This window comes from Bacteroides helcogenes P 36-108 (assembly GCF_000186225.1).
GTDB lineage: Bacteria > Bacteroidota > Bacteroidia > Bacteroidales > Bacteroidaceae > Bacteroides > Bacteroides helcogenes.
The window spans coordinates 417,911-433,127 of record NC_014933.1 but is presented as its reverse complement, the minus strand read 5'-3'; the positions used below and the strand labels follow the sequence as shown (position 1 = coordinate 433,127).

Below are 15,217 nucleotides of genomic sequence, written 5' to 3'. Positions count from 1 at the left end.
TTATGCCATTGCTGCAAAGATGCGGGCAGATTTGAAAGAGGTGCTTCCCCTGTTCATCTTCCTTGGTGTTATTGCATGAGATGCACATCTCACATTGCACGAGATGCACATCTCATGCAGTACGAGATGTGCATCTCATGCAAGGACGGATGTATCTCTCCTTTCACATTCAGTATTCCAGTGAGATCCGTTCCACTTTTATTGCTTCGTTCAGGAAAGTGGAGGCCGATTCGGTGAATTTTTCTTCGGCTTCGGTGGTGCGGTAAACGCATCTTCCTCCTTTGGTGCACTTCTTGTCCATTTCCGGGTGGCGCCGGAGATAATCCTTCAGGCTCTCTGCCACCAGTTCTCCCTGCGTTACGGTAGTGATGCCTTCAGGCATATACCGGCGGATTTTGGGCAGCAATAGCGGATAGTGCGTACAGCCTAAGATGACGGTATCCACCTGGCGGTCTTTGGCAAGTAATGAGTTGATGTATTTGCGGATGAAGTAATCCGTGCCGTCTCCCTGCGCCTCGTTGTTTTCCACGAGATATACCCACATGGGGCAGGCTTCCCCACTCACCCGGATATCGGGGAAGAGCTTGTGTATCTCCAGTGGATAAGATCCTGACTTGATGGTTCCTGCTGTGGCAAGCACTCCTACGTGGCGGTTTTTTGTGATGTCTCCTATTCGTTCCACCGTAGGGCGGATAACTCCGAGCACGCGGCGCATCGGGTCGAGGTGCGGAAGGTCGTTTATCTGTATGCTTCGCAGAGCTTTGGCCGAGGCCGTGTTGCAAGCTAATATTACAAGATGGCAGCCCATCTCAAACAGTTTGGTGACTGCCTGCAGGGTGAATTCGTACACAATCTCGAAAGAACGGGTTCCATAAGGGGCGCGGGCGTTGTCACCCAGATAGATATAATCGTATTGGGGAAGCGCCTCCCTTATTTTGCTTAAAATAGTCAGCCCGCCGTAGCCGGAGTCAAATACGCCGATGGGACCGGGAGTGGAAGGTAATGTCTGTTTCATGTTTATTTGGAAATTTTCTGCTCCACAAAGATAGTGCAAAAAATAAAAAGGCGCAGACGAAAAGTCTGCGCCTTTTTATTTTTTGCAAGTTTGTTATTTGATGCCCAACTGTGTCTTTACTTTAGCTGTCACATCCGTACTTTGCGTCCCTACAAAGGGTATGGCTGTACGTGCCAGGTCGAAAATGTAGATCACGCCTTCTGCCTTGCCTACAGCCTGTATGGCTTCATCCAGTTTCTTGTAGATGGGGGTCATGGCATCTTGCTGTGCCTTCTGCATGGCTTGGTAGGCTTCCTGCTGGAATGCTTCCTGACGTTGTGCCATTTCATTGATTTCTTTCTGGCGGCGTTCAAGGATGTTCTTGGGCAGAGAGTCCTGCTGTTGCAGCAATTCCTGATATTTTCTGTTGAATTCTGCCTGAGAGGTTTCCATCTCTTTCTGGTACTGCTTTGACAAAGCGTCTAAGTCAGCTTGAGCCTTTGTAAACTCAGGCATGACGGAGATAACCTCTTGGGAATTCATGTGGGCGAACTTAGCTTGTGCCATTGCTCCTAACGGGAGGGCGAACATAACTACGAGTAGTGCGATTTTTTTAAGCATAATGTTTAATTATTTATTTGAATGATTATTTGTTTATAAATTTAGATTCGTTTGGCAAATGTATGAAATTAATTTGAATATCCTAATTTTGCAAGCACTTCATTGCTGATGTCGATGCTTGGGGAAGCAAAGATGATGCTTGTTGCGGAGGCGCGGTCCACTACCATCGAATAGCCTTTCTGCGTTGAAATCTCCTTTACGGCATTGTATATTTCGTTCTGTATCGGGCGCATCAGGCCTTCACGCTTTTTGTAGAGTTCACCTTCCGGGCCGAAATATTGGCGGCGCAGTTCGGATGCGGATTTCTCTTTTGCTACGATGGCTTCTTCTCTTTTGCCTCTCTGTTCTTCCGATAGGGTGGCTATTTGGGCCTGATAGTCCTTATACATCTTCTTGGCTTCTTCGGAAATCTTTTCGACTTCGCTCTGCCATACTTTGGAGGATTTGTCCAATAGTTCGTTGGCGCGTTCGTAGGCCGGAATATTCTTCAGGATGTATTCCATGTCTATCAGGGCAAACTTCTGTGCGTTTGCCGCCATGCCTGCGGCAAACAGCAGAAACAGGATTAATAAACTCTTTTTCATAACATAACGCTTTTTTATTGTCAATTATCAACTGTCTGTTGTAGCTTAGAATTCTTGTCCTAAGATAAAGTGGAATTGGCTGCCACCATATTGTTTGGAGCCGAATACTTTATCGAAACCATAAGCCCAGTCAATACCCATCATACCGATCATCGGGAGGAAGATGCGGACACCGACACCGGCTGAACGCTTCAACTCAAACGGGTTGAATTTATTGATGTCGTGCCAAGCATTACCTGCTTCTACAAAGGTCAGCGCATAGATGCTGGTGCTTGTTTCCAGCATCAACGGGTATCTCAGTTCCAGTCCGAGGCGGGTATAGGCATAGCCTTCATTTCCGTACGGGGTTAATGAACTGTTTTCGTAACCACGAAGGGCGACGCTTTCGGTAGCATAGCTGGAATAGCCGGTCATACCGTCACCGCCCACATCAAAGGTTTCGAACGGAGATTTCTTGTATTTGTTGTAGTGTCCCAACAGACCGAATTCTACACGTCCCATAATTACCGGAGTGCGTTTTACAGTCATCGGGTCCATCAACGGAATATAGACTTTGGATTTGAACTTCCATTTATGGTATTCTACCCATTTGTGCATCTTGTTCATGTCGTTCTGGTTGCTGGTGCTATACTGACTGTAGTCCTTGCCATCGAACAGGGAGTAGGGCGGGGTCAGTTGTACGGATAATGAGAACTCCGAACCACTGCGCGGATAAATCGGGTAGTCGATGGAACTGCGTGACAAAGTCAGATTCAAGCTCAGATTATTACATTTACCATTGGTGACAGGAAAATATTGCCAGTCGCTCAGGATGTAGCGTTGGTATGACAATTCCGCTGTAAACTGGAAGTAGTCATCCGGCCATTTCAGGCGTTTACCGAACATTGCTGAGAGACCGTACATCTGGATGGATTTGTCGGGGTCGTAATAGTTTTCGTAGTTGTTGTAGTTGCCATAATTGTACATGCCATAACCATACATTCCGCTATAATAGCTGTTGTAATAGTTGTTTCTGTATGCCGAGTTATAGTATTGGCTGCTGATGTCTGTTTGGCGGGAGTAGAACGCTGAGACTGAGAAAGCATTAGGGCGTTTGCCTCCAAACCACGGATCGTAGAACGAAACACTGTATGACTGGTAGTATTTGGCATTGGTCTGGCCGCTGATGGTCAGTGTCTGTCCGTCACCTTGCGGAAGTATTCCGCGGTAGTTTTCGCCCGGATGCAGCAAGTTGGCCAGGGAGAAGTTGGTGAACTTCAGACTCAGTTTTCCGATGATACCCGTTTGCCCCCAGCCGGCAGAGAATTCTACCTGGTCGTTTGCTTTGGACACAAGGTCGTATCCTATATCCACGGTTCCGTCTTCAGGGCGCGGCTTGATGTCCGGCTTTATCTGTTCTGCGTCAAAGTGCCCCATCTGTTGTATCTCACGCATGGATCGCATCAGGTCATCGCGGCTGAACAATGCACCGGGGCGGGTGCGCAGTTCACGGCGTATCACATTTTCATACAAGCGGTCGTTGCCGTTGATGCTGATCTTGTTGATAGTGGCCTGACGTCCTTCATAAATACGCATTTCCAAGTCGATGGAGTCACCCACGATGTTCACTTCTACCGGATCGAGGCTGTAGAACAAATAACCGTTATTGTAATAGAGGTTACCGATGGCATCTTCATCCGTCGAGGTACGCTCTTCGAGTAGCTTCTGATTATAGACATCTCCTTTCTTCATGCGGAGCATGAGGTTCAGGTTTTCGGAAGGATACAGTGTGTTGCCTACCCATGTCACGTTGCGGAGGTAGTATTTCTGTCCTTCTTCAATTTCCATGAAGATGTCAACGGTGCGGTCATCGTAAGGCTTGATGCTGTCTTTTACGATCGTTGCATCACGGTAGCCCAATTCATTATACTTGTCGATGATCAGTTGCTTGTCTGCCTCATAGTTCTCTTCAATGAACTTCTTTGTGCGGAATATGTTGAGCAGCTTATTCTTCTCATTTGTTTTCTTCATTACGCGTTTCAGCTTCTTTGCAGTGAGTGCCTCGTTGCCTACAATGGTGATCTCGTGTACTTTTACTTTCTCCTTCTTGTCGATATTGACCTCAACTATAACTTGGTTCTTGTTGTCCGGATCATCTTTCTGGTTGATCATGATGTCTGCATTCTTGAAACCTTTGTCGTCAAAGTAACGTTTGGCCAGTGTTTTGGCGCGGTCTATTATATTAGGAGTAATCTGCCCTCCCTTTATCATGCCTATTCTGCTTTCCAGGTCTTCACGTTCGGATTTCTTTACGCCGTGATAACGGATGTCGGAAACGCGGGGACGCATGGTGAGATGAATGGTCAGCCAGATTCGGTCGCCCTCCATTTTGTCGGCGGTTATCTCTACATCGGAGAACAGGCCGTGACGCCAATAGCGCTTACAAGCCTGCGTGATTTCATCTCCCGGTATGGTGATTGTCTGTCCTTTGGATAAACCGGATAGTCCGATGATTACATAGTCCTCGTAATTCGGGGCTCCTTCGACTTTGATGTCTGCTATTTCATACTTCTTAGGTGTCCCATTATAGAGGATAACCGGTTTTTCGGTTCCATTGGTGTTGTTCGCATCCTGCGCAGTAGTTGTCAGTACGCAGCCAAAAAGGCAGATAAACGTTACGAGTATGGAGAAAATACGATAATGCATCTTTTTATTTACTGTTTTACAAATTACAAATTACTATATATGTGTCCGTTGACTTAGCTGATTTGCTCACTGGTTTTACCGTACCTGCGCTCGCGTTTCTGATAGTCGCAAATGGCTTTGCAAAGCTCCTCTTCGCGAAAGTCAGGCCAATAAGTATCGCAGAAATAGAGTTCCGAATAAGCGGCTTGCCATAGCAGATAGTTGCTGAGACGGATTTCTCCTCCGGTGCGTATAAGCAGATCCGGGTCCGGCATGAAATTGGTGGTCAGGTGCTGTGAAAACAGCTTGCTGTCGATTTGATCAGGAGCCAATTTCCCTTGTTGCGCCAAAACCGCTATCTGCCGGGTAGCTTCTGTTATTTCCCAACGTGAGGAATAACTGAGCGCCAATATCAGGCTCATGCCTGTGTTACGTGAGGTGTGTTCCACGCAAGCGTTTAAACGTTGCTGTACATTCACCGGTAATTTTCCTATATCTCCGATTACCCGGAATCTGATGTTGTTCTTCATAAACGTTTCTTCTTCGATGGAGTCGAAAAGAAGTCCCATCAAAGCGGCCACTTCATCGGAAGGTCGGTTCCAGTTTTCAGTAGAGAACGTGTATAAAGTCAGATACTTGACACCAAGCCTTGCTGCTTCTTCGGCAATGATATGTACGGTTTCCGCGCCGACCTGATGTCCATAGCTGCGCTCGTGTCCGCGCTGCTTGGCCCACCGTCCGTTACCGTCCATGATAATGGCTACATGCCGGGGCATCCGGTTAAAATCAATTTGTTCTTTATATAGCATCTTTTTTAGTTGTTACATTCCTTTCTGAGCTTCGATGCTGCAGAGCCGAAGAATGGGCGGACAAAAACAAGGAATCAGAGACAACAGAGCCGTACTCATTGTTCTTTGAAACCCAGTCTGTTGAGGCGACCACGCCATACTTCATTCTTGGTGTTGTTACCGCCAAATACAATCCAGATAAAGTTGTCTTTGTCTATTGTCATGGAATAAGCCCCCTTGTTTTTGAACTCTGCAGGTAGCAGGAATTTCTTTTTTGTCTTATACCATGCGATACCCGCTACAGAAGAGTAAATGGCATCTAATTCACCTCCAAAGCCGTAAAATGTTCCACCGTAGTACATGATGGAAGGATCAGTCATTCCCGGATAATAGGAGTTTGATGTGGTGGCCAAACTTGCCCACCCTTCACCATTCATTGAAAACCAAGGTGTGGTTTTGTTGTCGCTGCCCGAAGGCATGCCTACAACCACAGCTTTATTTACCCCGTTGGCGGTAGTAAGGATTGTTGAGTATATATTTTCCATTGGGAACCCGTCGGGAACCTTCTCGGCAGTGCTCCATGTAATTCCATCTTTTGTGGTACAGAAGTGGTTTGTGCCGTCACTGCTTTTATGAATGCCGACCATTGTGGCAGCCGTGTCGTCTGTGTCATTCTTTGGGAAGCAGGCAATCAATGCCTTCATGGGAGAAACGGAACTGCCTTTTTCCCACGTTGCTCCGTAAGTTGAGGAATAGAGCTCCCCACTTTCGGTAATCATGTAAAGCTTGTTTTGGAAGTTTATGACAGATGTCAGCTTTGCATCCGAAGGGAGATTGGCAACTGCCAGCTCGCTCCAGCCATATTTGTACAGTTCTGTGGATGTCTTGTAGGCAGTAGTGTTGGACGTGTACACCAATAACTCGTTATTGAGAATGACCGATCTCTGAGTTCCCTGAGTAACAGCATTTGAGAAGATGCTTCCTTCGTCTTTCATGTTTTTCCAAACCAAGGAGTCGGGGTCTTGCATGTGTACGTTTACTTTTAGAGTGTAATCACGAGTTGTCACACCGTCGGGAGCATGTATCTTGAACTTCATCCCTCCGTCATTATTCATAGCGGGTAGCAGGTTTACGGAATCTTTTGTGAGGAACAGTGTGTCTGTAAGCCCGGAAGTGATCCATCCTGAAACAGTCATTGTATCAATCAAAATACGGTCAATGATAGTGTCGGAACCCACAGGAAGCGAGTCTTTGTTGTAGATTAATCTGTTGAGCTGGTCAATTGTAAATTTATAATATTTGCCATGTATGGTATCTATACCGAAAGCATGTACAATAGCATCGGAGCTTAACTCGTAATTGTCGTCAGATTTAAGGCATGAACTTAAAGCTATTGACACAATCAGAAAAACCACAATTACAGATAAAAACTTTATTCTCATTTGAAAGTTAGTGTTTATTTACAAGTTGCAAAAATAGGAACATTTTTTTCTATAAACAGCTTTGCAGGGAAGTTTTATATAAAATTATAGATAATATGCCCCTTTTTCTCGATAAAAAAGCCCAAATATGAGGCTATTGACTGTTTTTTACAGTTGTATAACAGCGAAAGTTCCTACCGAAAGATTGCTTGATGACATAAGGATTCTTACCGCTTATTTCGGGCGCTTTAACACCGGAGTGGAGCAGGATCGGAGCTTCTTCTACGAATATTTCATCCCATATTCCGGTGTCTATGAATGACTGTAACAAGATGCTGCCTCCTTCTACCAAGAGTGATTGGAGTCCGCGCGTATATAATTCTTCCATAATTTGTGGCAGGATGTCTTGTTGATAGTTGATAGGGAGATATTCTACATTAGGTAACAGATCGTGCGGAGTTTCTGTAAACACGAGAGTGAGGGTATCTCCGTCAAACAGGTGCAGGTCGGTTGGCAGGGCCCGATCCTTGTCCAGTACGATGCGTACTGGGGGATGCCCGTACCAATGGCGTACATTCAGGCGGGGATTGTCCAGCTTTGCGGTGTGTGTGCCCACCATGATGGCGCTGTGTTCTGTCCTTTGCTTATGTACCAGCATGGACGTGAACGGACTGGACAATACAACCGGATTTCCATTTGTGCGGTAGCTGTCAATGTATCCGTCTGCCGATTCTGCCCATTTCAGCGTAATGTAGGGGCGTCGCAGTGTGTGGAAAGTGACAAACCTGCGGATAAGTGACTTGCATTCCTCTTCCAATACTCCCACGATAACTTCCCTGCCGGCATCTTTCAGCTTTTGTATCCCCCGGCCTGCCACCTTGGAAAAGGGATCCATGCAACCGATTATGATGCGGGGAATTTGTTTCTCGATAATAAGGTCTGCGCAAGGAGGGGTTTTGCCATAATGAGAGCAAGGCTCCAGACTGACGTAGATGGTGGCCCGTTGTAATAATGATGGGTCTTTCACGGAACGTATCGCATTGACTTCAGCGTGCGCCTCTCCACAATGCACGTGATAACCTTCACCGATAATTTTACCGTCGCATACTATAACCGCCCCTACCATGGGATTGGGGGCTGTATTACATAAACCGTTTTGTGCCAGTTGGATGCAGCGCCGCATGTATTTTTCTTTCATATCCATATTCTCTTATTCTTGTTTTTTGTCATTTCACATCTATGCCCTCTCTATCCTCTCCTTGCCTTCTCCTTATGTCATTGCTTTCTATAGACACGGAGAAAACAAGACATTGTAAAGGGCCGGATACGGTATTTCGAAACTTTTTGCTACTTTTGCAGCCTGAATTCATTTTTATGAACCTTACGACTCAACATATCCGTACTGAATTGGAACGATGCTATTCCGCGCAGGAAGCCGCTTGCCTCTCACGTATCATTTGCTGTGAGATGTTGGGGCAGAGCACGGTCGATTATTACCTGGGCAAAGATATGATTTTATCTTTAAAGGAAAAACAGGAATTGGATGGCATTCTTTCCCGTTTGCGTGATTTTGAACCGATACAATATGTACAGGGAACCACCAGCTTTTTGGGGCGTACATTTAGGGTTGCTCCCGGTGTGCTGATTCCTCGTCCGGAGACGGAAGAATTGGTGGAGATAATGCTGAAAGAAATACCGGCCGATGCACGTATTCTTGATATCGGGACAGGCAGTGGCTGTATTGCGGTTTCTTTGTCAAAGGGACTGCCTTGTGCACAAGTGGTGGCTTGGGACATTTCGGAGGAAGCGCTTGCCACAGCTCACCGGAACAACGATGCTTTGCAGGCTTCCGTACAGTTTGCTTTATGCGATGTGCTGACTTGTTGCCCGGATCAAGAGGATCGTTATGACGTAATAGTCAGTAATCCTCCTTATGTTTTGGAAAAAGAGAAGCTGCAAATGGAACGTAATGTGTTGGATTGGGAACCCTCTTTGGCTTTGTTTGTTCCTGATACAGACCCGCTTCTCTTTTATCGCCGCATCGCCGAACTCGGACAGAAGTTACTGGTGGCGGGAGGTAAACTTTATTTTGAAATAAACCGGGCTTTTGGAGAAGCTACTGTTGCCATGCTTGGCGGGCAGGGCTATGCAAATGCCCATATATTAAAAGATATTTCCGGTAATGACCGGTTTGTAATTGCAGAACGATGATTGAAATAACCGAAACAGAAGCCTTGAACCGGGTAGCGGCCTATTGTGCTGCTTCAGAGCATTGCCGGGCAGAAATAGCAGAAAAGTTGCAACGGTGGGGGATAGCCTATGATGTCATAGACCGTATTTTGAAGCGTTTGGAGGAAGAAAAGTATATTGACGAAGAACGCTTTTGTCGTGCCTTTGTTCGTGATAAATACCGCTTTGCCAAGTGGGGAAAGGTAAAGATAGGGCAGGCCTTGCAATTGAAAAAAATATCTTCCTCGGTTTATTATTCTTATCTTAATGATATAGACGAAGAAGAATATCTTTCCATCTTACGTGATTTGTTGATCTCAAAACGGAAAAGTATCCATGCGGAGAATGATTTTGAATTAAACGGGAAATTAATGCGTTTTGCTTTGAGCCGCGGATTTGAAATGAAAGATATACGTCGTTGTATCGACATTTCCGATGAAAATGAGTCTTCTGAGTGAAAAATATTGGTATTCTCTTTTCTATTCTCATTCCCTTTCCGTACTTTTGCATCATATTTATCATAATAGTTAGTTTGCTATGAAAACTTTAGAAAGATTGTTTGCAGAAAAGTTGCTGAAAATTAAAGCGATTAAACTACAACCGGCAAATCCTTTTACTTGGGCATCCGGCTGGAAATCTCCGTTTTATTGTGATAACCGCAAAACCCTTTCTTATCCTTCTCTCCGTAATTTTGTAAAGATAGAGATTACGCGTCTGATTTTGGAACGTTTCGGACAGGTAGATGCTATTGCAGGCGTAGCGACCGGGGCTATCCCTCAGGGAGCTTTGGTAGCCGATGCATTGAACCTGCCGTTTGTATATGTGCGCTCCACTCCGAAAGACCATGGACTGGAGAATTTGATTGAAGGTGAACTTCGCCCCGGCATGAAAGTCGTGGTGGTAGAAGATTTGATCTCTACCGGTGGTAGTAGCTTGAAGGCTGTAGAAGCAATCAGACGTGACGGGTGTGAGGTTATCGGCATGGTTGCCGCCTACACTTATGGTTTCCCCATTGCCGAAAAAGCTTTCAAGGATGCCAAAGTACCTTTGGTTACGCTGACGAATTACGAAGCGGTGATGGAGGTTGCTTTGCGTACGGGATATATCGAGGAGGAAGATGTGGAAACGCTGAACGAATGGCGTAAAGATCCTGCGCATTGGGAAACCGGAAAATAAGGTTTGTTTTAAATGATATAAGCTTGATGAAAGAGCCATTCGGATAGATTCTGTCCGGATAGTTCTTTTTGTCTTTTTAATTCAATTGGATTATGACGAAATTTGAGAGTGGGGTGAAAGTGATTACAGCTTCGCAAGAGGCTGTTTATGAGAAACTTGCTGATCTGAATAATTTGGAGAAAATAAAAGATCGACTGCCGGAGGATAAGGTGAAAAATCTGAGTTTTGATGCTGATAGCATGACTGTCGAGGTAGCTCCCGTAGGAAAAATTACTTTGCAGATTGTAGAGAAAGAACCTTGTAAATGCATTAAGTTCGGAACAACTACCTCGCCACTGCCATTCAATTTGTGGGTGCAGATTGTACCCGTCACCGATATGGAATGCAAAATGAAACTGACTATCGGTTTGGAATTGAATCCGTTTATGAAGGCCATGGTGCAGAAACCGTTGCAAGAGGGATTGGAGAAAATGGCGGATATGCTGGCCATGATACAATATTAACAATTAATTATTAAACGAAGTGACTCAGAAACTTTGGGAGAAATCCGTTCGGGTAAACAAGGATATTGAACGCTTTACGGTAGGACGTGATCGTGAGATGGATCTTTATTTGGCAAAGCATGACGTGCTGGGTTCGATGGCACACATCACGATGCTTGAGAGCATCGGCTTGCTGACTAAGGAAGAGTTGGAGCAGTTGCTTGCGGAGTTGAAGAATATTTATGTTTCTGCCGAACGGGGAGAATTCGTGATAGAAGAAGGGGTGGAAGACGTGCATTCGCAGGTGGAATTAATGTTGACACGCAGCTTGGGGGATGTCGGCAAGAAAATTCACAGTGGGCGTTCACGTAATGATCAAGTGCTGCTTGATCTGAAGCTTTTTACCCGTGCGCAGATAAAGGAAATAGCGGAGGCGGTAGAACAATTGTTTCATGTACTTCTGATGCAGAGTGAGCGTTATAAGAATGTCTTGATGCCGGGATATACTCATTTGCAGATTGCTATGCCCTCGTCTTTCGGACTTTGGTTTGGGGCGTATGCGGAAAGCTTGGTGGATGATATGTTGTTTTTGCAGGCTGCCTTCAAGATGTGCAATCGCAATCCGTTAGGATCGGCGGCAGGTTACGGTTCTTCTTTTCCGTTAAACCGTACTATGACTACTAATCTTTTGGGATTTGACTCTTTGAACTATAATGTTGTGTATGCTCAGATGGGGCGTGGTAAGATGGAACGTAACGTGGCTTTTGCCTTGGCAAGCATTGCCGGAACAATTTCCAAACTGGCTTTCGATGCATGCCTGTTCAATAGCCAGAACTTTGGTTTTGTGAAGTTGCCGGATGATTGTACTACCGGTTCCAGTATTATGCCGCATAAGAAGAATCCTGATGTTTTTGAACTGACACGTGCCAAATGCAACAAGTTGCAATCATTGCCACAACAGATTATGATGATTGCCAATAACCTTCCTTCCGGTTATTTCCGTGATCTACAGATTATAAAGGAGGTATTTTTACCGGCGTTTCAAGAGTTGAAAGATTGCTTGCAGATGACTACCTATATCATGAATGAGATTAAGGTGAATGAGCATATTTTGGATGACGATAAATATCTGCTTATTTTCAGTGTGGAGGAGGTGAATCGCCTGGCTCGTGAAGGTATGCCTTTCCGTGATGCCTATAAAAAGGTAGGGCTTGATATTGAAGCCGGACATTTCTCGCACGCCAAAGAAGTACATCATACCCATGAAGGCAGTATTGGAAATCTTTGCAATGATGAAATCTCTGCATTGATGCAGCAAATTGTAGATGGTTTTAACTTTCATGGAATGGAAGCCGCAGAAAAAAAATTACTGGGACGATAGTCGTAAAGTATTTAAGTCTCACTTTGGATGCAATACTTTTTGAAGGAAATATTTGGTGGGAAAGGGAAAACTGTTTATCTTTGCACCCGTTCTCCAAAAACCTGCGGAAATAGCTCAGTTGGTAGAGCACAACCTTGCCAAGGTTGGGGTCGCGAGTTCGAGTCTCGTTTTCCGCTCTCCTTCATAGGATGCTCGAATGGTGGAATGGTAGACACGAAGGACTTAAAATCCTTTGGCCATTGCGGCTGTGCGGGTTCAAGTCCCGCTTCGAGTACAAGAAGAAACGCTAATTGCTTTGTTTATAAGTGATTGGCGTTTTTCTTTTGAAATAAATGCGACTAAAATGCGACTTCATTCTGTAAATGCTATCTTTGGGGCGTAAAAAAGGTGTTACCTACCTTCGCAAGCAAGTAACACCAATACGATTTAAAACACCATTATGGCATTTCTCCACAAAGATACGAAATGATTGCATCATATCAAAAAAGGAGTCCCATTTCCGAAACTCCATTATCCAATTAGTACGAAGCTCTCCAGTATCGCTTCAATTCGCTGCCCAAATAAAACTTACGCATATTCGAGCGTCTTATTCCGCACTTAATAAAACCTTGCTTTGTATGTTTTAACAAGGTATCTCTATTTATTTGGAGCACCTTTGCCGCTTCGCCCAATGGGTATCTCGCATTGTCTGAAATCTGAGGTTCTTCTACTATCATGGCTCAATCCTCCGACAAACGTTCTTCATTCAGCTTCTTATGTATGAGTTCTCCGGCAACTTTAAGGCAGAGTTCGATTGAGTGGTTAATGCTCTTTGATAGCTCAATCATTGTTTCATTGTTGATGTCCTCACTCTGTATCGCTACGCTTGTTTTCTCGTCCAACAACGCTAAATCAATAGCCGCCATGTGCAAATCTTTAGCAGCAGGGGAAACGGTTGCAATACCTTCCAAACACTCTTTTATAAAATCTACTCCAGTCTTCATAATACTTTCTTTTTTATTTTTAATAATACGTGATTTAACTTTGATGGTGCAAATGTAAGCCAATAGTTTTACATTTCATTATTATATGTAGTTTTGCAAAGGAATTAATACTTATAGTTATGATAGATAGATTAATGATTAAAGACGCTATGAAGCGTAACGGCACATCTGTAAATGAAGTGGCAGATAAAATGGGAATATCACGTGTGACGTTGAGCACTCACATTAACGGCAATCCATCTACAGAGATTCTTTTGAGGATAGCGGATGCAATAGGTTGCCCGATAACAGAACTGTTTGAGCATCCAAAGAAAGACACCCTATCAATCACCTGCCCCAACTGCGGAAAGGATATTAATATTAAAGTGGAATAATGTGAACGAAAGGATATAGATTAGTTAAACTAAAAAAATGGCTTGATAAAGTTTCATTATCTTAAAACATTTACTATATTTGTCGCATGAAACGTAGCATAAGAACATACGGGGGATATTTTGAGGATTTTATGAAAACCTTGAAAGAAAAGGAGCAAGAAAAAATACAATACGGATTGCTTCTTCTGAAAACGCAAGACAGACTGCCAAAGAAGTTTGTGAAACTTGTAAAAGAAGGGCTTTATGAACTCCGTACAGAATACAATGGAAACATTTACCGGGTGTTCTTTATATTCGATAACGGGCAGATAGTCATTCTTTTCAATGGCTTCCAAAAGAAAACCCAAAAGACACCATCAAACGAAATAGAAAAAGCATTAAAAATAAAGGAGGAATATTATGCGGACAAATAATCATCAAATAGTGGATTACGATGTAGTTCTCGATGCCAAGTTCGGCAAAGAAGGAACTCCCCAACGCATACAAGCGGAGGAAGATGCTTACAATTTCTATACGGGGCAAATCCTTCTTGACGCACGTAAGGAAGCTAAGGTAACACAATCGGAACTTGCCAAGCGTATCAATTCAACCAAATCTTATATATCACGTATTGAGAACGGAGATATAACGCCAAGTGTAGGCGTGTTCTACCGTATCATTGATGCTCTCGGTTTGAGGATTGATATTGTTAGACCAATCATGTGACAATTGAAATAAATGCACTATCTTTGTAGCGGAAAACCTAAGAATGTGATAGTCTTAGGGTTTCAAGGGATGTGTTACGCGTAATGGCGGCTCGGATCGCTCCTGCCTCGGCTTTTGTCGGGGCAGCGTATTTAATAAAAGTTGTGAACAGCAACACACATTTATAACAATATCCGTATCTTTGGAGTGCCGGGAAACGCCCGGTTATTGCTATTTTCAGGTTTACAAAAATGAGTTTTGTCTGTGTCTTTGATAAGGAACTGACGAAAGCCACCACTACAAAGAAAGTAGCAGTGGCTTTTTCAATTATTGATAAAATCTATTTCCTATTTCTTTCCGCAAATCCTTTCAGTGCATTTATAAGTTCATCCTCTTTATCTTCTTCGGCTGCTATATTTTGCGTTTCAGCCACTTTTCTTTGTACCATTGTTGCAACAAAACCGCTAAATTTGCCCTCTTTGGGGTATTCAGATGGAATATATCCAAATGCTTTATCTACTGCTTTCATGTTCATTCCGATTTTAATCGTTCAAATTCATCATCAATCTTAATATAATATCCAATTACTTCTTCATCGTAACTATCAATATAATCACCGTATCTGTTTGAAACAACGGTTACGCTGGAATGTGTCCGACAAACATATTCTGCGATCTTCGTTGTTGACATTCCATTTTTGCGGGCGATGTAATAAAACAGCCCCCTTGCCAAATTCTTCATGTAGGACTTGCCGCTTCTTCTTAAATCATCAATCGTCACACCTGTAACATTGGCAACTGCTGCCGCAAGTATATTCAATTCTTTGTTATCCATAA

At 44.0% G+C, this 15,217-nt stretch carries 18 protein-coding genes and 2 tRNA genes; 10 read left to right on the top strand and 10 right to left on the bottom strand.

From position 1 onward, the window contains the following. Positions 1–169: 169 nt before the first annotated feature. The 7 genes from murI to ribD all read right to left on the bottom strand — a co-directional run bounded on the left by murI (position 170) and on the right by ribD (position 8,270). Complete coding sequence (gene murI, locus BACHE_RS01720) at positions 170–1,015, bottom strand: glutamate racemase (protein WP_013545972.1); 846 nt, start codon at positions 1,013–1,015, stop codon at positions 170–172. A 93-nt stretch (positions 1,016–1,108) separates the two neighbouring features. Next, complete coding sequence (locus tag BACHE_RS01715) at positions 1,109–1,615, bottom strand: OmpH/Skp family outer membrane protein (RefSeq protein ID WP_013545971.1); 507 nt, start codon at positions 1,613–1,615, stop codon at positions 1,109–1,111. A 68-nt stretch (positions 1,616–1,683) separates the two neighbouring features. After that, entirely contained in the window at positions 1,684–2,199 is a 516-nt protein-coding gene (locus BACHE_RS01710; protein ID WP_013545970.1) for an OmpH/Skp family outer membrane protein, read from the bottom strand. 45 nt (positions 2,200–2,244) lie between these two features. Beyond that, entirely contained in the window at positions 2,245–4,884 is a 2,640-nt protein-coding gene (gene bamA / locus BACHE_RS01705) for an outer membrane protein assembly factor BamA (RefSeq protein WP_013545969.1), read from the bottom strand. A 53-nt stretch (positions 4,885–4,937) separates the two neighbouring features. Then, positions 4,938–5,672 (bottom strand): isoprenyl transferase, encoded by a 735-nt coding sequence (locus tag BACHE_RS01700; RefSeq protein ID WP_013545968.1) that lies wholly within the window; start codon positions 5,670–5,672, stop codon positions 4,938–4,940. A gap of 95 nt (positions 5,673–5,767) precedes the next feature. Beyond that, a complete protein-coding gene (gene bamI, locus BACHE_RS01695; RefSeq protein WP_013545967.1) occupies positions 5,768–7,093 on the bottom strand; it encodes a BamI family beta-barrel-assembly machinery protein in 1,326 nt (441 codons plus the stop codon). 133 nt (positions 7,094–7,226) lie between these two features. Beyond that, positions 7,227–8,270 (bottom strand): bifunctional diaminohydroxyphosphoribosylaminopyrimidine deaminase/5-amino-6-(5-phosphoribosylamino)uracil reductase RibD, encoded by a 1,044-nt coding sequence (ribD, locus tag BACHE_RS01690; RefSeq protein WP_013545966.1) that lies wholly within the window; start codon positions 8,268–8,270, stop codon positions 7,227–7,229. A 176-nt stretch (positions 8,271–8,446) separates the two neighbouring features. On the opposite strand from ribD, the gene prmC reads away from it, so the two are divergent. The 7 genes from prmC (at position 8,447) to BACHE_RS01655 (ending at position 12,614) form a co-directional block, all read left to right on the top strand. Beyond that, a complete protein-coding gene (gene prmC, locus BACHE_RS01685; protein ID WP_041579110.1) occupies positions 8,447–9,283 on the top strand; it encodes a peptide chain release factor N(5)-glutamine methyltransferase in 837 nt (278 codons plus the stop codon). Next, a complete protein-coding gene (locus BACHE_RS01680; RefSeq protein WP_013545964.1) occupies positions 9,280–9,759 on the top strand; it encodes a regulatory protein RecX in 480 nt (159 codons plus the stop codon). Before prmC ends, BACHE_RS01680 begins: the two co-directional genes overlap by 4 nt. Positions 9,760–9,838: 79 nt before the next feature. Next, complete coding sequence (pyrE, locus tag BACHE_RS01675) at positions 9,839–10,477, top strand: orotate phosphoribosyltransferase (RefSeq protein WP_013545963.1); 639 nt, start codon at positions 9,839–9,841, stop codon at positions 10,475–10,477. 92 nt (positions 10,478–10,569) lie between these two features. After that, positions 10,570–10,980, top strand: a complete 411-nt coding sequence (locus tag BACHE_RS01670) for an SRPBCC family protein (protein WP_013545962.1) — start codon at positions 10,570–10,572, stop codon at positions 10,978–10,980. 19 nt (positions 10,981–10,999) lie between these two features. Beyond that, positions 11,000–12,340, top strand: a complete 1,341-nt coding sequence (gene argH / locus BACHE_RS01665) for an argininosuccinate lyase (RefSeq protein ID WP_013545961.1) — start codon at positions 11,000–11,002, stop codon at positions 12,338–12,340. Between the two features lie 103 nt (positions 12,341–12,443). Continuing rightward, a tRNA-Gly gene (locus BACHE_RS01660) sits at positions 12,444–12,516 on the top strand. 14 nt (positions 12,517–12,530) lie between these two features. Then, a tRNA-Leu gene (locus BACHE_RS01655) sits at positions 12,531–12,614 on the top strand. A gap of 445 nt (positions 12,615–13,059) precedes the next feature. Here the strand turns inward: BACHE_RS01655 and BACHE_RS01645 are convergent. Next, a complete protein-coding gene (locus BACHE_RS01645) occupies positions 13,060–13,323 on the bottom strand; it encodes a hypothetical protein (RefSeq protein ID WP_013545960.1) in 264 nt (87 codons plus the stop codon). A gap of 119 nt (positions 13,324–13,442) precedes the next feature. Between BACHE_RS01645 and BACHE_RS01640 the strand changes: the two genes are divergently transcribed. The 3 genes from BACHE_RS01640 to BACHE_RS01630 all read left to right on the top strand — a co-directional run bounded on the left by BACHE_RS01640 (position 13,443) and on the right by BACHE_RS01630 (position 14,402). Beyond that, complete coding sequence (locus BACHE_RS01640; RefSeq protein WP_013545959.1) at positions 13,443–13,697, top strand: helix-turn-helix domain-containing protein; 255 nt, start codon at positions 13,443–13,445, stop codon at positions 13,695–13,697. Positions 13,698–13,783: 86 nt separating this feature from the next. Continuing rightward, entirely contained in the window at positions 13,784–14,110 is a 327-nt protein-coding gene (locus tag BACHE_RS01635) for a type II toxin-antitoxin system RelE/ParE family toxin (protein WP_013545958.1), read from the top strand. Then, entirely contained in the window at positions 14,097–14,402 is a 306-nt protein-coding gene (locus BACHE_RS01630; RefSeq protein ID WP_013545957.1) for a helix-turn-helix domain-containing protein, read from the top strand. The genes BACHE_RS01635 and BACHE_RS01630 overlap by 14 nt, the downstream gene beginning before the upstream one ends. A gap of 319 nt (positions 14,403–14,721) precedes the next feature. Here the strand turns inward: BACHE_RS01630 and BACHE_RS01625 are convergent, their stop codons facing one another. Both BACHE_RS01625 and BACHE_RS01620 read right to left on the bottom strand, forming a co-directional pair. After that, positions 14,722–14,910: a hypothetical protein gene (locus BACHE_RS01625; protein ID WP_013545956.1), complete on the bottom strand. Its 189-nt coding sequence runs from the start codon at positions 14,908–14,910 to the stop codon at positions 14,722–14,724. 2 nt (positions 14,911–14,912) lie between these two features. After that, positions 14,913–15,215 (bottom strand): hypothetical protein, encoded by a 303-nt coding sequence (locus BACHE_RS01620; RefSeq protein ID WP_013545955.1) that lies wholly within the window; start codon positions 15,213–15,215, stop codon positions 14,913–14,915. Positions 15,216–15,217 lie beyond the last annotated feature (2 nt).